General features: G+C 56.9%; 20 protein-coding genes, 1 tRNA gene and 1 pseudogene. 8 read left to right on the top strand and 14 right to left on the bottom strand.

Annotated features, from left to right (window positions below):
- The first annotated feature begins 1 nt into the window (after window position 1).
- The 3 genes and pseudogenes from HCZ23_RS12960 to HCZ23_RS12950 all read left to right on the top strand — a co-directional run.
- Window positions 2–1,447, top strand: coding sequence for a DUF6538 domain-containing protein (locus HCZ23_RS12960; RefSeq protein ID WP_167602144.1), 1,446 nt, complete (start codon window positions 2–4; stop codon window positions 1,445–1,447).
- A 127-nt stretch (window positions 1,448–1,574) separates the two neighbouring features.
- Entirely contained in the window at window positions 1,575–2,756 is a 1,182-nt protein-coding gene (locus HCZ23_RS12955; RefSeq protein WP_167602143.1) for an AAA family ATPase, read from the top strand.
- A gap of 594 nt (window positions 2,757–3,350) precedes the next feature.
- Window positions 3,351–4,286: pseudogene (locus HCZ23_RS12950) on the top strand (MobA/MobL family protein); the annotation flags it as partial.
- Here the strand turns inward: HCZ23_RS12950 and HCZ23_RS12945 are convergent.
- The 5 genes from HCZ23_RS12945 to HCZ23_RS12925 all read right to left on the bottom strand — a co-directional run bounded on the left by HCZ23_RS12945 (window position 4,283) and on the right by HCZ23_RS12925 (window position 8,586).
- Window positions 4,283–5,179: a hypothetical protein gene (locus tag HCZ23_RS12945; protein WP_167602141.1), complete on the bottom strand. Its 897-nt coding sequence runs from the start codon at window positions 5,177–5,179 to the stop codon at window positions 4,283–4,285. The pseudogene HCZ23_RS12950 and the gene HCZ23_RS12945 sit on opposite strands and share 4 nt — an antisense overlap.
- A 3-nt stretch (window positions 5,180–5,182) precedes the next feature.
- Entirely contained in the window at window positions 5,183–6,211 is a 1,029-nt protein-coding gene (locus tag HCZ23_RS12940) for a hypothetical protein (RefSeq protein WP_167602140.1), read from the bottom strand.
- A gap of 194 nt (window positions 6,212–6,405) precedes the next feature.
- A complete protein-coding gene (locus HCZ23_RS12935) occupies window positions 6,406–6,591 on the bottom strand; it encodes a hypothetical protein (RefSeq protein ID WP_217703194.1) in 186 nt (61 codons plus the stop codon).
- Window positions 6,592–6,834: 243 nt separating this feature from the next.
- Window positions 6,835–6,910, bottom strand: a tRNA-Thr gene (locus HCZ23_RS12930).
- A gap of 101 nt (window positions 6,911–7,011) precedes the next feature.
- Entirely contained in the window at window positions 7,012–8,586 is a 1,575-nt protein-coding gene (locus HCZ23_RS12925) for an iron ABC transporter permease (protein WP_254870317.1), read from the bottom strand.
- 329 nt (window positions 8,587–8,915) lie between these two features.
- On the opposite strand from HCZ23_RS12925, the gene HCZ23_RS12920 reads away from it, so the two are divergent.
- Window positions 8,916–9,794, top strand: coding sequence for a hypothetical protein (locus HCZ23_RS12920; RefSeq protein ID WP_167602137.1), 879 nt, complete (start codon window positions 8,916–8,918; stop codon window positions 9,792–9,794).
- A gap of 12 nt (window positions 9,795–9,806) precedes the next feature.
- Here HCZ23_RS12920 and HCZ23_RS12915 read toward each other — a convergent pair whose 3' ends face one another.
- The 5 genes from HCZ23_RS12915 to HCZ23_RS12895 all read right to left on the bottom strand — a co-directional run bounded on the left by HCZ23_RS12915 (window position 9,807) and on the right by HCZ23_RS12895 (window position 13,463).
- On the bottom strand, window positions 9,807–10,484 hold the full coding sequence (locus HCZ23_RS12915; RefSeq protein ID WP_167602136.1) for a DUF4157 domain-containing protein: 678 nt from the start codon (window positions 10,482–10,484) through the stop codon (window positions 9,807–9,809).
- Window positions 10,485–10,508: 24 nt separating this feature from the next.
- On the bottom strand, window positions 10,509–10,790 hold the full coding sequence (locus HCZ23_RS12910) for a DUF2312 domain-containing protein (protein WP_167602254.1): 282 nt from the start codon (window positions 10,788–10,790) through the stop codon (window positions 10,509–10,511).
- A 133-nt stretch (window positions 10,791–10,923) separates the two neighbouring features.
- Window positions 10,924–11,679: a LamB/YcsF family protein gene (locus tag HCZ23_RS12905; RefSeq protein ID WP_167602135.1), complete on the bottom strand. Its 756-nt coding sequence runs from the start codon at window positions 11,677–11,679 to the stop codon at window positions 10,924–10,926.
- A 3-nt stretch (window positions 11,680–11,682) separates the two neighbouring features.
- On the bottom strand, window positions 11,683–12,696 hold the full coding sequence (locus tag HCZ23_RS12900) for a biotin-dependent carboxyltransferase family protein (protein ID WP_167602134.1): 1,014 nt from the start codon (window positions 12,694–12,696) through the stop codon (window positions 11,683–11,685).
- The gene (locus HCZ23_RS12895) at window positions 12,693–13,463 is read right to left on the bottom strand and encodes an allophanate hydrolase subunit 1 (protein ID WP_167602133.1); all 771 of its coding nucleotides are present in this window, start codon (window positions 13,461–13,463) and stop codon (window positions 12,693–12,695) included. Before HCZ23_RS12895 ends, HCZ23_RS12900 begins: the two co-directional genes overlap by 4 nt.
- Window positions 13,464–13,621: 158 nt before the next feature.
- Here HCZ23_RS12895 and HCZ23_RS12890 point away from each other — a divergent pair, with 158 nt between their 5' ends.
- Together HCZ23_RS12890 and HCZ23_RS12885 are read left to right on the top strand one after the other, a co-directional pair.
- Window positions 13,622–13,837 carry a hypothetical protein gene (locus HCZ23_RS12890; protein WP_167602132.1) on the top strand — a complete coding sequence of 72 codons (216 nt, stop codon included), beginning with the start codon at window positions 13,622–13,624 and terminating at the stop codon, window positions 13,835–13,837.
- A gap of 315 nt (window positions 13,838–14,152) precedes the next feature.
- The gene (locus HCZ23_RS12885; protein ID WP_167602131.1) at window positions 14,153–15,172 is read left to right on the top strand and encodes a phosphoadenosine phosphosulfate reductase; all 1,020 of its coding nucleotides are present in this window, start codon (window positions 14,153–14,155) and stop codon (window positions 15,170–15,172) included.
- A gap of 28 nt (window positions 15,173–15,200) precedes the next feature.
- On the opposite strand, the gene ureG is transcribed toward HCZ23_RS12885, so the two are convergent.
- The 3 genes from ureG to HCZ23_RS12870 form a co-directional block, all read right to left on the bottom strand.
- Window positions 15,201–15,815: an urease accessory protein UreG gene (ureG, locus tag HCZ23_RS12880; protein WP_167602130.1), complete on the bottom strand. Its 615-nt coding sequence runs from the start codon at window positions 15,813–15,815 to the stop codon at window positions 15,201–15,203.
- Between the two features lie 131 nt (window positions 15,816–15,946).
- On the bottom strand, window positions 15,947–16,585 hold the full coding sequence (locus tag HCZ23_RS12875) for an urease accessory protein UreF (protein ID WP_167602253.1): 639 nt from the start codon (window positions 16,583–16,585) through the stop codon (window positions 15,947–15,949).
- The gene (locus tag HCZ23_RS12870) at window positions 16,578–17,177 is read right to left on the bottom strand and encodes an urease accessory protein UreE (RefSeq protein ID WP_167602129.1); all 600 of its coding nucleotides are present in this window, start codon (window positions 17,175–17,177) and stop codon (window positions 16,578–16,580) included. The genes HCZ23_RS12875 and HCZ23_RS12870 overlap by 8 nt, the downstream gene beginning before the upstream one ends.
- Window positions 17,178–17,251: 74 nt before the next feature.
- On the opposite strand from HCZ23_RS12870, the gene HCZ23_RS12865 reads away from it, so the two are divergent.
- Both HCZ23_RS12865 and HCZ23_RS12860 read left to right on the top strand, forming a co-directional pair.
- Entirely contained in the window at window positions 17,252–18,517 is a 1,266-nt protein-coding gene (locus tag HCZ23_RS12865; RefSeq protein WP_167602128.1) for a hypothetical protein, read from the top strand.
- Window positions 18,518–18,594: 77 nt separating this feature from the next.
- On the top strand, window positions 18,595–18,921 hold the full coding sequence (locus HCZ23_RS12860) for a hypothetical protein (RefSeq protein ID WP_167602127.1): 327 nt from the start codon (window positions 18,595–18,597) through the stop codon (window positions 18,919–18,921).
- Window positions 18,922–18,980: 59 nt separating this feature from the next.
- On the opposite strand, the gene HCZ23_RS12855 is transcribed toward HCZ23_RS12860, so the two are convergent.
- Window positions 18,981–19,205 carry a hypothetical protein gene (locus tag HCZ23_RS12855; protein WP_167602126.1) on the bottom strand — a complete coding sequence of 75 codons (225 nt, stop codon included), beginning with the start codon at window positions 19,203–19,205 and terminating at the stop codon, window positions 18,981–18,983.
- Window positions 19,206–19,269 lie beyond the last annotated feature (64 nt).

The following is a 19,269-nucleotide window of genomic DNA, read 5'->3' as shown; positions in this document are numbered from 1 at the left end:
AATGATCGCAGTCGAAGACAAATGTATTGAGGGCATCGAACGGAGAGGCAAGGTCTATTACATGCGCTGGCGCGTTCCAGCACGTTATGCAGCCGTAGAGAAACGCAAAGAGATCAACCGGTCCCTAAAAACGCGTGACATCATCGAAGCGAAGGCAAATCTTGCTGTAGCGCAGAGATCGTTGCTCGCCGATTGGGACTTCCGCCTCAAAGAAGCTCGCGGCGAAACCACCCCGGAAACGTTCGATGCTGCGTTGGAAATGCTGCGCGAGATTGGCGTACCTTATCGCCCTCAAAAAGAACTCTTGGCCGATCCAATTGAAAAGCTTCTCGCCCGAATTGAAGCACTTGAAAAGACGGACACTCAATCTGCAATGGTTCCGGCTGTTCTCGGAGCCCTCGACTATCCGCCCGTGAATTTCTCCGAGATGGTCTCCATCATCGAAGAAACCAACAAAGCCAACCTTGCCGGCAAAAACGGACGGCAACTGGACGAATGGAGGAACAAATACAAGCACGCCGCCAAATCCTTCTGCGAAATCGTCGGCGATAAACCTGTGCTCGAAATTACGGAACAAGACGCGATGAAATATAAGCGCCATTGGCTTACTCGACGCGATAGTGGTGAAATCTCAACAAACCACGCCGACAAACGACTAAGGTTCGCACGTCAACTTGTAGACGCTTTCTACAATCGCTTTGATATGCCTAACAGCGAGAGAAAAAATCCGTTTAAAGAGCTCAAAATTGAGAAAACGGCATCCGAGGATAACACGCCCAAGAAATTGTCATTGCCAGTGACTTGGATAAAACATCACTTGATCGACCAAAACGGGCTTGAAGGACTGAACGAGCAGGCACGCGACATCGCCACGATCTCGGCTGAATGCGGGTGCCGCCAATCCGAGATTTTCGATTTACCACCGGATGCTATCCATCTCGACCACGAGTTTCCTCATATCCAGTTGGCTCCCGAAAGCTCAGGAAAATACAAACGACAGATCAAGAATGCCGCCTCAAAACGGCCAGTTATGCTCCACGGCGCTGCGCTTGAAGCGATGAAAAGACACCCCAAGGGCTTTGACCGATATCGCGGGAAGAAGACCTACCCCGGAACCGTCAACAACTACCTGAAGGACAGAAAGTTGTTTCCTGAAGTCGCAGACGGCATGGCAGGAAAATACACCTTGAGCTGCACACGCCATACTTTCGAAGACCGAATGACCAAAGCAAAAATGACGAATGAGGAACGTGCGTATTTGATGGGACACTCTGTGGGGGCCGTCAGAGGCCGTCCCGTTTATGGTTCGATGCCAGACTTGGAATTGCGGGCGCTGTATCAAGAGATGGTGGCGTTCCCAACCGCAAGTTGGTCACCCCGTTCGATTCAAACACTTCGAGCGGAGATTGATCGTCTCGCTGAAGAACAAGGCTTCCGGGTTTCGTAAACTTGAAACGTCCCCATTCCAGACAGACGCACAGACCAGCCAAAGCCTCCTACAAGGAGGCGCTGGTCTGTGCGTCTGTCTGGAATTTTCTTCAAACTTTTTATTTTGCGTTTTCCGAAACGACAACATGTCCCGTTCACGAGACAGCACGGTGCTGAATCGAAAAAGAAGAAAGCAGGATATGTTTCAAGAACAACCCAATTCACAAGAAGGCTTTGCAGGCGGCGATGAAATTCCGGCGGCTGGACCCATTGAGCAACTCGAGCAAGATTACCTGATCAAACACTGGTTCAATCCGGGGCAGGTCGGCTTTTTGATTGCTCCGCCGGCTCAGGGCAAAACCGCAATCGTCGCGGCACTATGTGCACATTTGGCTCTCGGCCACGAGTTTGCAGGTCTCAAGGTCCGACGCTCATATGTTTACTATTTGGCACCTGAGGACCCCAATGGAGTTCAGAAACGTGCTTATCCATACCTGAAAGACTACAACGCGACTTCCGTTCCCTTTGATATCGTCAAGCGTGTCCCTGACATGGGCAACGCCGATCATATTGATGGCATTATTCAGGACATCAAAGCACGAAAAGTCAAAGCTCAAACCGAACGATCAATCGTCATCGTCGACACAACGAACTTGGCGATTGGCGAAGCAGATGAGAATTCCTCTAACCAAATGGGGAAAATCATTTCCAACGCACACCGCATTGCCGAACTCTCAGAGAGTTACGTCCTCTTTCTTCATCATACCCCGCTTGGTGACCAGTCTCGTGGTCGAGGCTCCGGTGCCATCAAAGGCAACACAGACGACGAATTTTTGCTCAAAAAGGCGAAAGGTGACGCGGCACAAAAAATCGTCCAACTGACACCGACGAAACAAAAAAACAATGAACTCCAAGCCCCGATCACCTTCGAGATCGAGAGCTTTCAAATAGGCTTCGACTCCGAAGAAGACAAAGTGACGGTCCCAAAAGCAGTTCCCTTCAAGAAACAGCAAACAACTGTTTCACAAGTCGCGAACAGCAATCGACGTCCGCAGCCAGTTCAATCTGTTGCAGACCTTAGAAAGGACGATATCCTTCGGGTTCTCAGTCAACATGACAAGCACGAAGCAGGTTCTTGGCTTGACCCAAAGAGCGTTCAGGCTTTGACCGGCGATGCCTTTAACGCGGTGCGCGAAAACAGTGAATCGATGCGCAAGCAAACCAAAAAAGCACTGGATTCAATGGTGAAATCTGGAGAGGTTGAAACGCGAAACAAGATGTATCGCCTCTCCAAGACTGCCGCGACAGACACTCAAAAGACAGAGTGATCGTCAAAGCGTGAGCGCTGCGGAAATGTGTCCGTGGCGCCCTCTCCCGAAGAGCTGCCGCTTTCCACTAAGGGGGGCAGCATACGCTCTAAAACATGTTCGAAATAATCAAGCGTGGCCGTAATCGCGGCCCGCCTCTGAGCGGCTGAAAGTTGTTCGAACTCAATATCTGCCAATCGCCATTTTCTACAATGGCTGGATATGAGAATTGCTAAAGTATCAAGTGACTTCTCAACTTTTGGGTTCGCCAAATCGATTTCCTATCTCTGTTTAAACTTTAATGCGCACAACGGACAAAATAGTAATTTTGTCCCAGCGCTCAAAAACAGCGATGGCACTCTTTTCATTTCGGCACAGCACCAAGACATTCTCCCCAAAAGTAACGCGCGACACTCGGCGCGCAAAACACGGGCAAACTGCGGCTCATCTTCGATACATCACACGCTCAAGCGCGGCGCGCATCGTGATTCAAGATCGTCTTCCCAACTCTCCCCTTCCGAAGATCGCAAAGCAGGTGGAGAATGACGCTGAGAAGCGCAAAGGACGCGTCTGTGAGCGCTTCATCATCGCTTTGCCCACGGGGAGGCCTCACAACAGCAGAGAGAAGCCCTCACAAGAGCTTTCTGCGAGCATATGACTAAGAAGCAGGCCGGATTTATTGCGGCCATTCATGACCAAACCGACAACGACGCCAAGAACCCGCACGCTCACGTCGTTTTGTTCGACAAGTACATCAAAACTGGCGGCCGAGGACGACCTAAAAGCATTATCGGCATGGCTCGTAAATCAGCCGTTGAGAATGCCGCTCGGGACTGGGCGACTGTTCACAATCGACTAATGACTGCTTGGGGGTACCCGCCTTCATCAATGATTGACCATCGTTCCTTTCTCGAACGCGGCATAGATAAGATTCCGACAATACATGAAGGCCCCGGAAGCAGGGCCACTCTTTCAGCAAAGCATACTATTCAGCCCAAGGCAGCATGGCACAACATTGATCAAGGCCATTCCCGTACTGAAGCAAACGAAATCATCAAAGAAATCAACGCCAGCAAGGAGGCACTCAATGCACAAGAACGAACCGATAGATTGGCAAGCTGCGATGGAGGCAACGGAAATGGCCGCCACAGCGGCTTCGAGAAACACAGAGCGAACGATCAGCGGCGTGGCACAGCTTCTAAGCACACAGAACCGCCATTCCTCCGAGATCAAGGCAGTCAAGCATGCATTGCACCAAATCGGAGCGGCTCTACAGAGGCAGGAAAGCAACCGAGAAGAACACCCCACACAATCTCCAATGTCCCTTGCGCCCAGCTGGCCAATAATTGCAGCAGCCTTCGCAGTAGGAAGCCTATTCGGCGCATTTTTCTTGAGCTGATAATGTTGCGCGACATATTGAAAATGCGCCTAAATTATTCAACGTTTGGAGTTCGGTCGGTAAAGCAAAATCTTCACGCCAATAGTGCCAGATCGCCGCATCTCGGCAAAGGCCACAAAACAAACGACATAGATTTAGATCCCCGGTTTTAGACGTAGCGAGCCGCCTCGGCTTTTAAAATCTCAGACAGCAATAGGCTGAACCAATATAACCCAGGGTCAACCAAGATCGAACACAGAGAACCTGGCCCCCGAATACTATCAATCTTAAAATTTTCGCCAGAGAGCGCATTATGAAACAAGCGATTTCGACAAGATACCATAAAGCTGGGGACAGACTTAAACTCCAAGGACACACCATCGTTCGGATTAGCGAAGCCAGAATGGGAAATCTTATTATCCGAAAGAACTAAGTTATCCAGCTGAGTTCTTAAATGACTTCGCGCCTGTTCGCCCAACTCAGAAAATTCGTAATCAATAGTTAGATTTGAAAGCTCACCGCTTTTAGCTATTTCCTCAGAAAAATACCGTAAAATCGCCAAATCCTGATCTCTGTCGTTTTTATTAAGTGACTTGATAAACGAAACAGCCTGACGAAAATCAGAAAATTTAGATGTGTAAATTAGGGGCAAAGCTACCGAGACGAGCTCTAAAATTCGATACAGATGCAAGAATGCTTCGACAGAACTTTTCTTCTTTCTGGCATAGAGACAAAAGGAAATTTCAGCACGCAATTCTTCCCAAAAAGCTCTGTTCGCAGTAGCTGCTTTATTCAAGTATGTCTTTACGTCGCTTGTTTCCAAATCGCCGTCAAACACGAGATCAACGATACTATCGATAGTCCTCTTCGAGGGCCGTCTCGTTTCTTGTGAGAGATGGCAGTATCGAAACTTCGCTTTTGCGCCTGAATCTTGATGTGTAACATCCATTGATCCGCACAGTAAGCGAAGGCACTCAAATGCAGGCACACCATCATTTCGCACGCTAAAAGGTCGCTGGACTCGACCCGGCAGCAGCGGATCATTTAATCTAAAAGTTGGTGCCATCTATTATTCAGACATAGTCTTTTCAAAAAAAGCGGTTTCGATATCCTCAACCGACGCGTCTACAAACTCGCCAAGTTGCCCAATGTAAAATGCTGAAAGTTCACGTCTGACCTTTCCGACATTAACTTTCGACGGGTTTATGGCATCGAATGCCTGATCAAATCTCTTGACGACTTCAGCAAAGGCCACGGGGGTAATGTTTCGAAGAACCTCAATGGATTTTTTGGCTCCAACGGTAAAACCTATAAGATTATTCCCAAGTCTCAGCCAAGTCTTCGTGCCGGGCTCGACGACTAATCTGCCAACTTCAGCGAGAATTTCCGAGAAACTAACATCTTGATCACTCAGGTTCGTCTCCATAACTCTGCCAACCAAAATTTCATTCAGTTTAGTTTCGATAATTTTTTTGTTCTGGTTGTTAACATTGTCGGTCAAGTAGGCTGTGTAAGCCTCAACAATATCAGACTTTTTGAAGGCCCCAATGACTTTTGCTTCTTCCGTTTCTTTCTCAGTGACAATTGGCAAATCCACGTTAGAGAGATCGATCGCTCCGCGGGTCAACATCTCAATTTGGTGACGTGCTGTCATCGGTTTCTGACCATTATTGAGAGTGATCATTCTATAAAGAAGCAGATCATATTTTTTCGCGATGATAATGTTGATATGGATCGGGCGCAGAGGATCAAATCCATCTTCCTTGGATGCATCCTGAAGAGTGTTTAGGCGCTGCATACCATCAAGAATGTAACCATCATCAATGTGGTTGTTTATGAAAGTTTGGGCATCATCTGCCGTTAAATTGTGAGAAGAGTCTTCACTCACGAAAGCAAGAGTAATAGGCGGCATGATACAGCCTGACACAATGTCAGCTTTTAGTCTTGAGTAGAAGCTCTTCGATTGAAGCTTACGCTGCTCACCAAAACGATTAAGAAGTGGATGCAAGCGCTCGAGAGCAAACTCGTAATTCGCCTTGCCTATTGCGACAACACTGCTGATGACATTGTCTTGGTCGGTGCTGAATACTTGGATCACTTGATTACCTCAAATTCGCATTGCTCATCAAAGCTTTGATGTCACAGTTTCAATAGACAACATAGCCGATATGAAAAAAGATCGCCAACCGTCGGCCAACGGCTCAGCATACAGAAACCAAATCAAGAGAAGGAATGAAAGAAAATTCATTCTCCTTATGTCGGGGTATTCCTTGAGTAAAACTTCTCAATCACTCAACCTTTAAGCTCTGCGGCCATGCCCATAATCCGCTCGAACTCCGCGTCATCATTCTTACTTGATGTAATAGCCCGTTCAAGACGCTGCACTATGGGCATATATTTTCGACGATCTGGTCGATCACGAATAATCCGAAGCATGGTTGCCATGGCTTTCTCCAAGCGTTGCGTTTGCCCGTTCAATGAAACCTCCTTCAACTGATGGGAAGGAGGTTGGTTCAAATAAAAATCGCCAAAATTGCCTGGTTTGATAGGCGCCAGCTATGCGTGTGCGGCCTACAAATCCATGCTTAATCGAGTTACGAAAAATCGCGCTCTATGAGGCGGGCAACCCGCTTACGTGTGGCAAATTGTGTGGCAGTTTCGAGCCGTAAAAACGCTATTTCCTGAGAAATTCAACTATACTTGCGATTTTAGGCTTGCAATTGGTGCCCCCACACGGACTCGAACCGCGGACCTACTGATTACAAATCAGTTGCTCTACCAGCTGAGCTATAGGGGCACTCGGAGCGTCATTTACGCGGTGAGGGTCGTCTGCGCAAGAGGTTTGTGATGATGGAAAAGCAAATCCGGCGCAGGTTCGATGGCCGTATTCGTGCCCGTTCAGCTCAGATCCGCCGCATTCTCGGAGCGGGCCATGAGGACCACGGCCACGAGGCCGACGCCGATCACCAGAAGCGCCGCAGGAGAGGCCTGTTCGAGTTGTTCGAGCGAGGCCTTGTCGTAGACCCGCGTCGCCAGGGTGTTGTAGTTGAAGGGCCGCAGCAGCAGGGTTGCGGGGAGTTCCTTGACGCAATCGACGAAGACCAGCAAAAGTGCTGTGCCGACGGAGCCGCGGATCAAGGGAACATAGACCCGGCGCAGCGTGCCGCCCAGGCTTTGCCCCAAGGAGCGCGCCGCCATGGGCAGCGACGGTGAGACGCGGCCTAAGGCGGCGTCCGTCGCGCCCTGGGCGATGGCGAAGAAGCGGACCACGTAAGCAAGGATGATGGCGAAGGCTGAGCCGGTGAGCAAAAGGCCCGGGTCGGTGCCTGTCAGCGCCGCGATGGCATCGGCCAGAACATGATCGAGACCGGCCAGAGGAAACAGGATGCCGAGGCCCAAAACGGCGCCCGGCGCAGCATAGCCCAGGGTGGTGAAGGGCAGGATCAGACGCGGCAGCTTGCGGCCCGTCAGGCGCACGCCGTAGACCATAAAGAGCGCCGCCAGAACCGTGACAATCGCCGCGATCCCGGCCACGGTGAGTGTGTTTTTCAACGCCGTGATCAGACCGGGAACGGCCCATTGCTCCGGTTCTCCCAAGGCGTGGTACGAGATGACGGAGACCGGCAGGACAAAGCCCACGAAGAAGGGCACCGCGCACAAAGCCAGCGCCAAAAGCCCTTGCCAGCCGCTGAGGCGAATGGGCGCGATCGGTCGGGTCTGACGCGCGCTCTGGTGAAACCGCGCGCGGCCGCGCGAGGCTTTCTCGAAGGCCACCAGCAAGAACACCACGACCAGAACAACGGAGGCGATCTGGGCCGCGCCGCCGGCATTGCCGCCTTCGAGCCAGGTGGAGAAAATGCCGGTGGTGAGGGTCTGGACCGCGAAATAGGAGACGGTGCCGTAATCCGACACGCTCTCCATCATCACGATCGCGGTGCCCGCGGCAATCGCAGGACGCGCGAGCGGCAGGCCGACGCGCCAAAACCGCTCGAAAGGTCCGGCGCCCAGCGCGCGGGCGGTCTCATAGACGGAGCCGGATTGTTCGCGAAAGGCGGCGCGGGTCAAAAGAAAGACATAGGGCGTCAGAGCGGCGGCCAGAACGACGATGGCCGACCCCAGAGAGCGGATTTCCGGGAACCAATAGTCGCGCGCGCTCTGCCAGCCGAAAATCTGTCGCAAGCCGCCCTGCACCGGCCCCGCGTATTCCAAAAAATCGACCAAAGCATAGGCGCCGACATAGGCCGGGATCGCCAAGGGCAAAAGCAACAGCCACTCCAGTGCTTTCGACAAGGGAAAGCGATACATGGTCACGAGCCAGGCCGATCCGGTGCCAACACAGGCCGCCAGCCCCGCAACACCAAAGGCCAGAAAAGCGGTGGTCTTCATATAGCGCGGCAAGGTGGTGGCCATGAGATGCGGCCAGATATTTTCGCTTGGGTGAAAGGCGATCCAGACCACGGCGATCAACGGCATCAACACGAGACCCGCGATCACAAACGCCCCTGCGGACCAAGGCGACAGCCGCGACACACGGGCCAATCGCCCGTGGCGGCGCGCGCGGCCTGTGGCCTCACAGGCCGGTGTCTGAGCGATTTGGTCGGTCATTCTTTCGACATAGAGGCTTTTGCAGGCGAGGTGAAGAGAAACCCGCACGCCCCGGATCCCACAGCGCGCTTGCCCTGTGGCCAAAAGCACATATGGTAAAACCCCCTTAACCTTCTTGTCTCACAGAGGCATAAGAAGAGCATAAGAGACCAACAGACCGCTGCCAGTTCGTCGCCAGGCCAGAGAAAGACCCGACCATGATCATCTCAATGCATATCGGCGCCCATTGCACCAATGGCGCGCAGCTCATGCGCGGGCTTTTGAAAAACAAGGCCGTGCTGGCCGAACAGGGCGTCGCGGTGCCGCCCCTGGCCTATTATCGCGATTTGCTTCCGCAGATCATGAAAAAGGTGAAAAGCGAACGCGCCACGCCCGAGACGCAGGAAATGCTGCTCGATCATATGCTCGACATCGACGACTGCGCCCGCATGGTCTTGAGCTACGAAGACGTGATCTGCATGCATTCCTTCATCTTCGAGAAGGGCGGGTTTTACGAGAAGGCGAATTTCAAACTGCCGTGGCTGCGCAATGTCTTTGCCGATCACGAGGTCGAATTCTTCATCGGCATTCGCAACCCGGCGACTTTCGTGCCGGAGGCCTTTTCCTTTTGCGGATCAAACGTGAGTTTCGAGGGGTTTCTCAATGGCGTCGAGCTTGAGGCTTTGCGCTGGTCCGACCTTTTGGCCCGCATCCGCGCGGTCTGCCCCGACGCGCGCCTCACCTGTTTCGCCTATGAGGACACGCCGCTGACATGGTCGCAGGTGATGCGCGATATGACCGGGGTCGGCCCGATGGTGCCGATGTCCGGCGGGCTCGACATTTTGGCGACGATCATGAAGCGCGAGGGCATGAAACGGCTGCGCACCTATCTGCACACCCACCGCCCCCAGACCGAAGAACAACGCCGCCGCATTCTACAGGCGTTTCTCGACAAATATGTCGACGAAGACGCGCTGGAGGAAGAGATCGACCTGCCCGGCTGGGACGATGCCCTGATCGAGCGGCTGACCGAGGTCTATGAAACGGACTTGGAAAAGATCGAAGAGATGGAGGGCGTGCGGTTTATCGCGCCGTGAGGACGACATCCCTCACTCCAAAGCCCCCGCAATCAGCCCCTCGATCCCGCTCACCGGATGCGCCTTGGCCCATTGCGCCACGCGGCAGCCGGCCTCGGCATAGGCGCTGGCGTTGCGGGCGGCCTCGGAATGGCGCCAGTCGTGGGCATTCAGGGGGAGCGCCCCTGCCCCCGGATCGCAGGTGTCGGGATTGAGATCGAACCGCGGATCGCGGGACACATAGGTGGCAATGCCCTCATCGAGCCAGGCCGGGAACTGCCGCTGGGCGCTGAGCCCGATCTGACGGTGTAACGCCACATGGGTCAGCTCATGGGCGATGATCTCCGTGTCATGCCCCTGCGGCGTCAGATAGAACAGATGATTGCCATAGGTCATCGCCCGCGCCGTCATGCCGCCCATGACGTTGTTGCAGGTCGCTGTGAAGCAAATCAGAATGCGCGGGCGTGTCTGCGGACCGAACACGGCCTCGACGCGTTCCTCTGCCAAAGCCAGTCGGCGCAGCATCTCTTTCGAGGTGGTCGGGCCCCGCAGTTCGGAATAGACCTGCGGCGCCACTTTCTTGAACCCGAAACAGCCGGGGCAGACCCCCGCCAGAACCGGCGACAGCCCCAAAAACATCAACCCAAGACCAAAGCCCAAAGCGAGCGCCAGGGCAGACAAAGCAAGGCGATGACGGGTGCGACGGCTCATCCGGAAAACTCAAAAACAGGCGCCTCAGCGCATGCCCAGAGCTTCCTTGTACATGTCCAAAATCGCCTCTTCCTCGGCGATCTCATCGGCACTTTTCTTGCGCAGCGCGATGAGTTTGCGCATCGCTTTGGTGTCGTAGCCACGGCCTTTCGCCTCGGCCATCACCTCTTTTTGCTGATCCGCGATGTCTTTTTTCTCAAGTTCCAGCCGCTCGAAGCGCTCCACGAACTGGCGCAGCTCGTCGGCGGTCACGCGGTAGGAGGCGTCGGGGCCAGACGCGTGGTCGGGGGAGATATCGTCGTCCATCATGGGGAAACCTTCCTCAGGGGTAGTGGGATATTCTTGTTCTTCTCAAGCCCTGATCCCTACCCGGCAGGCGATGCCATGGCAAGCCTCGGACCCATCGAATGCGATGGTTTTCGCTGATGCGGCATGCGGGTCAAAGCCTGGCGATCTCGACGCCCGCCGCCTGCAACCCGGCCTTGAGCGCCGTTGTCATCGCCAGCGCGCCCTCGGTGTCGCCGTGCACGCAAATCGTGTCGATCTTGCAGGGAATATGTTTGCCGCTTTCCGTGATGATCGCGCCAGCCTTGAGCATCGCCAAAATGCGCGCGGAGATCACGTGCGGATCATGCAGCACTGCCCCCGGTTGGCGACGATCCACCAAAGTGGCGTCATCATTATAGGCGCGATCCGCGAAAATCTCCCCCGCCCAGGCGCAGTTCAGATCGCGCGCGGCCTGTTCCATCGCGGTGGCCGCGAGCACCATGATCACGATGTCGGGCTGGACCTTCAACGCCGCCGCGAAACAGACCCGCGCGAGGTCTGGATCCTCAGAGGCCATATTCGCCAGCGCCCCGTGCAGTTTCAGATGCCGCACCTGACCGCCCGCCGCCCGCGCCATCGCCTGCGCCGCGCCCAGTTGGTAGCTCACGAGATTGGCGATCTCCTCATGGCTCAAAGGCAGACGTCTCCGCCCGAAGCCTTTGAGATCGGCAAAGCCCGGATGCGCGCCGATGCCGACGCCGTTCTCGACCGCCAGTTTCATGGTGCGCGCCATGACATCCGGGTCACCCGCGTGAAAGCCACAGGCGACATTGGCCGAGGTGATCACCTGCATCAGCGCGGCATCGTCGCCCTTGGTCCAATCGCCAAAGCCCTCGCCAATGTCGGAATTCAGATCGGCTTTCAGCATGGGTTATCCTTCCAATTCGTCACCGGCTGTCACGCCGCTGATCAGTTGATAGCTCAAAAGATCGTGGATCAAGGCCGGATCGCGAATGAGCGGCTGAACTAACGCTCGCAACGCCTTGAGCCGCGCGTCATATGCGGTGGCGATCCGATCGGCCTCGTCCAAGGTGATCTGCCGAAACCGCAGCTCCGCCCCCTGCCCCGCTTGCGCCACCACGGGCAGGTCCGCCGCAATCACCGTCCCGATCCGGGGATAGCCGCCGATGGTCTGGCATTCGCACAAGAGCACATAGGGCAAGCCGTCGCCGGTCATCTGAAGATCGCCCTCAAGGATGAAATCGGAGGCCAGCCCGGAAGGCGCCTGCGACGGAAACCGCGCTTGGGCCTCGAGCCGCACACCTTGGCGGTTGGCGGTGGCGGAGCGTATGAACCGCGTGGCCTCGAATGCGGCCAGCACTTCTGGCGCGAAGAGCGCCGTTTGTGGCCCGGCTATGTAGCGAATGTCACCGCCAGAAAAGCGTGTGTCGAGCGGAAGACCGACGGCGGCGGCGGCGGGGTCAGCGTCCACCCCCAAAGGCAAGTGCGTGCCGTCTTTGAGCGCCGCGCCAAGACCCGCCGTCACATGGATCGACCGGCTCGACAGGATGTCCGGCGTCTCGATGCCGCCCGCAAAACTCAGATAGCCATAGCTGCCGCGCTCCGCCGCCCCGATGGTCAGACGCTCTCCGGGAGACAAGAGATGCGTGGCGTTCCAACGCAGCGCCTGCGTGCCAACTTTGGCCCGCATCGGCGCACCCGTGAGTGCAATGCGCGTGGGTTTTGTGACCTCAAACGTACCGCCCATCCCGGCCATCTCTACAGCGGCTTGCGGGATGCTTTGCGACAACAACGCCGCCGCCTCATAAAGGGCCACCGGATCGGCCGCGCCACCACGCGACAGGCCGAGATGGGTCATGCCGGGGCGCCCGAGATCTTGCACGCTCAGACCCGGCCCCGCTTTGTGGACGATCACCGCACTCATGACCGCAGCTCCAGCTTGGCACCGCCGGTCGGGTCGCCAGAGGCCAAAAGCCCGTCCATCTCCGCCCCAGACACCGGGACCAGCCGAATTTCATCGCCGGCGCAAAGCGGCAGGGGCGTGTCGCTGTCGGGTCGAAACACCCGAAACGCCGTGCGCGCGACCTGACGCCAGCCGGTCGGCGAGGCATTGGCAAAGAGCACGAGCTGGCGCACGGCCAAAGCAATCGCGCCCTGCGGCACCTGCGGGTTAAGCGATGTCATACGCGGCAGATCGAAGGCTTCGGGCAAGAGGCCGAGATAGGGCTGACCGGGGGCAAAGCCGATGGCCAGAACCCTGAGCGGCGTCTGGACGATCTCACCGATCACCTGCGCGGGGCTCTGCCCCGTCATCACCACCACCTCCGCCAGATCGGGGCCGTGATCCCCGCCAAAACTCACCGGCACCTGCCAGACCCGCGTGGCGGGTTCAGGCGTGGCGTGATGCCAGTCTTCGCCTTCCAGAAGCCGCGCGATCTGTGCCCGCAGGACCGCACGGTCGGTGCCATCGGGATCATAGGAAAACAGCACAGAGGTCAGGCTCGGCGCCACGCGCGTCACGCCCGAAAGCGCAGAAGCCGCGCCCAAAGCATACAGTTTTTGCACCGCCGCCATCGCCCAAGGCGCGGGCGTCAAGGCAAAGCGCACCAGCCAGCCGTCCCGTCCCAAAGGCAAAATCTCTGGTCCGCCGTCCTGCGAAGTCGAAAGCTGGTTCATCTGATCGACGGTCATTTTGGGCCTGTTGGGGTCATGCGTCCGTTACTCATTCCAAACCCCGGCCCCTTTTTCAATGACTTGGCCTCGAGGAAAGCCATTCAAGCGCGCAAATGCTTGCTTGCGCGGGCCAGTTCTGTATCAAGCAGGGCGAAATGAAAAGCGAGGGACTGAGGATGGATGCATTGATCTGGGGCGGTGTGGCGCTGACTTTGGCGGGGGTGGCTCTCTTGGGCTATTGCATCATGGCCGCGCTGAAGGCCAAGAAAGCCGGCGGCACGGATGAAGACATCCGCGCACGTCTGCAAAAGGTCGTGGCGCTCAATCTCGTTGCCCTTCTCATCTCCGCCATGGGCTTGGGCGCCGTCACCATCGGGATCATTCTCGGCTGACTGCACGGCCCGTGGACATCCCGACTCGGGGCAGGCGTCTTGCCCGTCAAACGGGCCCTTTCGGCCCGTTTCATTTTGCGAATTCCTAGGGCAATTCACATCAAACCGGCGAAGATACGCGCATCGTTTCCCCTCCGAGGACAGTGACAAAAGAAAAGCTGGAAATCCTTTTGCCCGCCGCGCAAAAGCCCTATTTGGATAACAAGTGATTAACCATTTTACGCCTTTTTGGTCTCAGCACGGGCGACAACAAGCGTGCAAGACCAAAGGACCGGTGTCGGCGCGTGACGCACAATGAGTGAGGGGAGATGTCAGATGAGTGAGCAGGAGACCGAGCTGCAAAAATCCATGAAAGGGATCGAGGATATTTCCGATTTCCCGCGCGATGAATGGCGCGAAGCGATCGAAGGCTTAAGCGAAGAGCTTGGCTATTACGAACCGCTGGGCGAGCATCACAGCGTGGCCTTTCTCGACGAAAAACCCCGGCTGCTCGTCACTTTCGAAAGCTATGAGCGCACCACGGAGCGCACCGAAAAAGGCTATCCCATCGGCATGTCTTTGGCGGGCGAGCACGGCTGGTCGTCTTTGACGCTGATCTCCCACGGCCCCGACGAGACCGGCGACTGGTTCCGCTCCAAACACATCTACCGCTATTTCGACCGCCTCGTGGACGAAGGCTTTTTCGAAGATTTCGACCAGGTGGTGTTCTACGGCGCGGGCGCCTGTGGCTATGCCGCCGCCGCCTATTCCGTCGTGGCCCCCGGCGCCACCGTGATCGCCGTTGCGCCGCAGGCCACGTTGAACGGGCGTCTGGCGTCCTGGGACGCGCGTTTCCCGAAAACCCGGCGCATGGATTTCACCACCCGCTACGGGTTCGCCCCCGACATGCTGGAAGGCGCGGAAAAGGCCTATGTGCTCTACGACCCCAAAGTCGAAGCCGACGCCATGCATGCCGCCCTGTTCAACGCGCCGCATATCACCCGCGTGCCCTGCCGCCTGTTCGGCATCGACCCGGAATATGAGATCATGGAGATCGACGCGCTGGCGCCGATCCTCGAGGCGGCGATACAGAGCCGTCTGACCCAGCGCGTGATCACTCAGGCCCTGCGCAAACGGCGGTCTCACATGGGGTATCAGCGTCGTCTGTTGGCAGAACTGGCCCCCAGTTCACGGCCCTATCAAACCGCGCTCTTCTGTCGTTACGTGCTGCGCCAGCGCCGCAACGCCCCGCGCTTCCGCCGGGCTTACGATCTGGCTATGGAAGTGCTCGAAGGTGAGGGCAAGGCCCTGCCCCCGGCGCAACCGGCGGCGAAGGCCAAAAACGAGACGGCTTGAAAGACCGTTTGAAATAAGAGGGTGGGGCTCAGGCGAGCCCGCCCTCTTCCTCGACAAAGCGCACGACCTCTTCGACCCCCTTGCCGTGGCGCAGCGCCGCCATGACATAGGCATTGCTGCCACGCGCGCGTTTGGTGTCCGCTTCCAAAAGCTCCGGATCAACCCCCACATGGGGCGCCAGATCGACTTTATTGACCACCAACATATCCGAGCGCGTCACACCGGGGCCCCGTTTGCGCGGAATGTCCTGACCGGCCGCCGTATCGATCACATAGATCGTCAGATCGGCCAATTCCGGCGAAAAGGTCGCGGCCAGATTGTCGCCACCGGACTCGATCAGGATCACATCGAGATCGGGAAATTTTTCGGACAGATCGGCCACAGCCGCAAGGTTGATCGAGGCATCTTCGCGGATCGCGGTATGCGGACAGCCGCCGGTTTCAACGCCGCGAATGCGCTCCATCGGCAGGATTTGCTGGCGCATGAGGGCCTCGGCATCCTCGCGCGTGTAGATGTCATTGGTGATGACCGCGATGGAGTATTGCTCAGAGAGCGCCTTGGCCAGCACCCCCGTCAGCGTGGTTTTCCCGGCGCCCACCGGGCCACCGATCCCCACCCGCAAAGGTCCGTTTGGTGATGCCATGTCTCGTCTCCTGTCTAAAGCGTTTTTCGTTTAATCTGAATCAGATTGAGCGAAAAACGTTGCCACACTGAATTGATATTGCAGCATTTCTCAAAAATTGAGTGCCTCAAGTTTTTTGAGAAACGCTTTGCTCAGGTCTTGAATATTCTGACGTCCATATCCTCATGGCGCGCCGCGTTCAAATCGGCGGCAAAGGCGCCGGTGGTGAGGCTGTCGGGCGTGGCGGCCAGGGCTGCCTCGGCCACCTGCTCGATCTCTGTATGTAGCTGTGACAGCACGGTCTGCCCCGCCGCTTGGCCGAGCGGGATGAACCGCACGCCAGCCGACACAAGGTTCGAGGTAAAGCTATGAAGATAAAGCGCAATCACGGTTTTGGAGGGCAGGTCCAGATCCCGCGCCGCCTCGCCCACCGCGACCGGCAAAGCCCGCGCGGGTCGTGCGGGACCGCCCATCTGGGTCACGGTCGTGACAAAGGCCTGCCCCTGTTCAAAGGTCTCCGCCCAGCGCTCTTTCGAGCCCGCCAGAGCCTCCGCCAGATCGCCCATCTCTTGCGCATCGGCGCCTCGAAGGACCAGCGCCAGAAGGCAGGCATCCACATGCCCACCGCCGCGCGTGAGGATCACACGAAGCCAGTCTTTCAGCCCCGCCGCATCGCGGACATGGCCGTCGGAGATCGCCAGTTCCAGCCCATGCGAATAGGCAAAGGCGCCCAAGGGAAAGGAGGGCGAGAGCCATTGGGTCAGGGTCAGAAGCGCGTGCGGGTCAGTCATGGTGATGGTGGTGGTGAGAATGCCCGTGGTCATGGGAGTGGTCGTGGTCATGGGAATGATCATGCGTGTGGCTGTGACCATGGTCGTGGTCATGGCTGTGCCCAGGCTCATGCGTATGTCCATGATCGTGGCCCCCGTGATCATGTCCCCCATGATCATGCCCCATCGTGCGACCATGCCCATAGGCCCCGCCTTCGGGACTGAAGGGCGCCATGATCTCGGTGACCTCTGCGCCCAATTGTTCCAGCATCGCCTTGAGCACCGGATCGCGTTGAATGACCAACCGATCCGACGCGATTTCACAGGGCGTGTGCCGGTTGCCGATGTGCCAGGCATAGCGCGTCACCGTCTCGCCCGTGATGGCATAAAGCTCTTCCTCTGCGGCCCGCACCCCGATCACCGTGCGGTCTTCGCAGGTAAACCCGTCACCCTCGGCAATGGACACGGTCTGCGGCAAATCGACAAAGACCGCCGCGCCCGCAATAGTGGTCAATTTCTTGCGACGCAGCAGCCGCTGATCGTAAGTCAGCGCCACGAAATCCTCGGCCTCCGCCCCGCAGCCCTTGCAAATCTCATAGGCTTTTTTGCTCATTTTCGTCCTCCTGTCAGGAATTGGGACTTTCTTAACCGACTCGCCCCCAAATGTAAGGCAAGGAGACCTTGCCCATGACGTCCATGCATGATCACACACCCCTCGATGCTGTCGATGCGCTCTTTGAGTTGCGCGCGCAAATGGCGCGTCTGCGCGATCTTGAGGCCGAACTTTGCGATGAAATCCGCAGCTTTGCGACCGAAAACGGTGGGGAAAAGGTTTTTGGTGCCACCCGTGTCGCCGTGATCGAAACCCGGACACCGACGCGGGTCGATCCCGCCAAGCTGCCGCATGCGATTCTGAGCGATCCGCATTTTTTTGCCTCCGAAGAAGAAACCGTGGTGCTGCTCTGGCCACGACCCGCTGTGGCGCAGGCGGCAATGTCCGAAACTGTTGTCCTGCATGAGCCCGATTGCGAGGCTTTGGAAGAGGTCAATTTGACAGTTGAAGACGCGCCGCAGCCTGTGTCGATGCTGGAAGAGTCTGAATTCCAACCTCCCCAAGAGGTTGAGGCGACAACCGAAGACACCGAAGTTTCTGCGGGCGTCGATGTATCAGAAGAGGCGGTTGAGGCCGTCGATATGGAAGAAGCCCCTCTGCCGTCCATGGACGTTTCCGTCGGAGACGTCGTGGCGGATGAGACGGATGAGACGCAGGCTTTCGGCGGTCCGAACCACGAAGAAGCCTTTGCGGGTGACGACATCTCGTTGGAGATCACAGAGCAAGCGCCGGTCGAGCTGCCTCCTGCTGGCGCCACTGAAAGCGCCCCTGTGGAGATGCGCACCATCGGCGTACCGCTCGAAGAACAGGATGATCCTCTCGCAGAGATGTACGACCTCGAAGAGCCGGTTTTGGCCGCGCCCGACGACACCACAACAGTCGATTTCACCACGCCTGAAACAGACGTGGCCCCCGAGGTCTTCGTCAGTGCAGATGATCCTTTCGGCCTCAAAGCGTCCACCTCACAGGACACGGTCATGGCGTCCGAAATTCCGCTGATCGACGCCCATGGCGCCGAAGAAGGCGAAACCCCTAAGGATTTGCGCCCGACCGAACATGCCCATTTGCAACCTCTCGTCGGTTTGAACGATGAAGATTTGGCGCAAATGACCCCTGAACCCGAAGACACACTCGCGCCCGTAACCCTGCCGGACGCCGTGGACGCCGCACAAGCGCTTGAAGCCCAGGCGGACCAGCTTGCCGATCTGCCCGCAGATGTCGCACAGGCCCCAGTCGCACAGGCCCCACTGGCCTCGGCCTCCGCTGGTTTCGAGGACAGCGATATCATGCCGGCCACCGCCTTTGCCTCCCGTCGCATCGCCGTCGGAGGCGAAACCTGACCCCTGGGCACATATGCCCTCAAAGCCCTCGTTAAAGCCCATGATTGAGGCTCACTCGATCCAGAAGGAGAGATACTATGTATATGACCCGCTCGCCCGTTGACGAGCTTGCCAGGCTCCGCGCGAAAATCGCCGAATTGCGCGCCCGCGAGGCGGCCCTCGAAGCCCGCTTCATCGAGGGCAACGACACTGGGCGCTTTCCCGGATACAGCTGGGACGTTGTGGTGTCTCGCACCTCCTATCAGGTCTTCGACATCTCCAAATTGCCGCAGCATATTCTGAATGATGACCGCTACTACGCGACCAAACATGTCACTTCGATCCGCATCGAGGACCGCGATGAAAGCGACGCCGTGATCATGCTCGACGCACCTGAAGAGTTTCAGGTCCTCGAGCAGCTTTGACCGCGGAACATCCCGGAACGTCCGACGCGCCGATCCTGATCGCCGCGCAACAGCGCCCGCTAGACGGAAAACAGGTCGCGAAAGACGTAATGCGGAATGCGGTCGCGGGTGATCCCGAGTTTGAGCAACTCGGCATCGCTCATCGCGTCGAGGCGCGCTAGCTCTCCCAAGCGTTTGCGCCGGACGGCATAGGCGTTCACGCCTTGCCCCAATGTGGCGAAGAACAGATCGAGCCGCGCTCTGAGGCTTGGCGTGAGAATCGCGATATTGGCGACGTTCTGCATATCTGGAAACCTCTCTGATAGACGGTTTCCTCCCTATGATGTCAGGATAGACCAAAGGGATGAA

This window comes from Celeribacter sp. HF31 (genome assembly GCF_011806455.1).
Classification (GTDB): domain Bacteria; phylum Pseudomonadota; class Alphaproteobacteria; order Rhodobacterales; family Rhodobacteraceae; genus Celeribacter.
Note: the sequence above shows the minus strand (reverse complement) of the source record. Positions and strands in the feature narration are given on the sequence as shown.

What these genes read in the sequence shown, in the direction of transcription:
- HCZ23_RS12960 (WP_167602144.1), top strand. Translation starts at nt 2, where the DNA reads ATGATCGCAGTCGAAGACAAATGTATTGAGGGCATCGAACGGAGAGGC.
- HCZ23_RS12955 (WP_167602143.1), top strand. Translation starts at nt 1,575, where the DNA reads ATGTCCCGTTCACGAGACAGCACGGTGCTGAATCGAAAAAGAAGAAAG.
- HCZ23_RS12945 (WP_167602141.1), bottom strand. Translation starts at nt 5,179, where the DNA reads ATGGCACCAACTTTTAGATTAAATGATCCGCTGCTGCCGGGTCGAGTC.
- HCZ23_RS12925 (WP_254870317.1), bottom strand. Translation starts at nt 8,586, where the DNA reads ATGCCGTTGATCGCCGTGGTCTGGATCGCCTTTCACCCAAGCGAAAAT.
- HCZ23_RS12920 (WP_167602137.1), top strand. Translation starts at nt 8,916, where the DNA reads ATGATCATCTCAATGCATATCGGCGCCCATTGCACCAATGGCGCGCAG.
- HCZ23_RS12915 (WP_167602136.1), bottom strand. Translation starts at nt 10,484, where the DNA reads ATGAGCCGTCGCACCCGTCATCGCCTTGCTTTGTCTGCCCTGGCGCTC.
- HCZ23_RS12910 (WP_167602254.1), bottom strand. Translation starts at nt 10,790, where the DNA reads ATGGACGACGATATCTCCCCCGACCACGCGTCTGGCCCCGACGCCTCC.
- HCZ23_RS12905 (WP_167602135.1), bottom strand. Translation starts at nt 11,679, where the DNA reads ATGCTGAAAGCCGATCTGAATTCCGACATTGGCGAGGGCTTTGGCGAT.
- HCZ23_RS12900 (WP_167602134.1), bottom strand. Translation starts at nt 12,696, where the DNA reads ATGAGTGCGGTGATCGTCCACAAAGCGGGGCCGGGTCTGAGCGTGCAA.
- HCZ23_RS12895 (WP_167602133.1), bottom strand. Translation starts at nt 13,463, where the DNA reads ATGACCGTCGATCAGATGAACCAGCTTTCGACTTCGCAGGACGGCGGA.
- HCZ23_RS12890 (WP_167602132.1), top strand. Translation starts at nt 13,622, where the DNA reads ATGGATGCATTGATCTGGGGCGGTGTGGCGCTGACTTTGGCGGGGGTG.
- HCZ23_RS12885 (WP_167602131.1), top strand. Translation starts at nt 14,153, where the DNA reads ATGAGTGAGCAGGAGACCGAGCTGCAAAAATCCATGAAAGGGATCGAG.
- ureG (WP_167602130.1), bottom strand. Translation starts at nt 15,815, where the DNA reads ATGGCATCACCAAACGGACCTTTGCGGGTGGGGATCGGTGGCCCGGTG.
- HCZ23_RS12875 (WP_167602253.1), bottom strand. Translation starts at nt 16,585, where the DNA reads ATGACTGACCCGCACGCGCTTCTGACCCTGACCCAATGGCTCTCGCCC.
- HCZ23_RS12870 (WP_167602129.1), bottom strand. Translation starts at nt 17,177, where the DNA reads ATGAGCAAAAAAGCCTATGAGATTTGCAAGGGCTGCGGGGCGGAGGCC.
- HCZ23_RS12865 (WP_167602128.1), top strand. Translation starts at nt 17,252, where the DNA reads ATGACGTCCATGCATGATCACACACCCCTCGATGCTGTCGATGCGCTC.
- HCZ23_RS12860 (WP_167602127.1), top strand. Translation starts at nt 18,595, where the DNA reads ATGTATATGACCCGCTCGCCCGTTGACGAGCTTGCCAGGCTCCGCGCG.
- HCZ23_RS12855 (WP_167602126.1), bottom strand. Translation starts at nt 19,205, where the DNA reads ATGCAGAACGTCGCCAATATCGCGATTCTCACGCCAAGCCTCAGAGCG.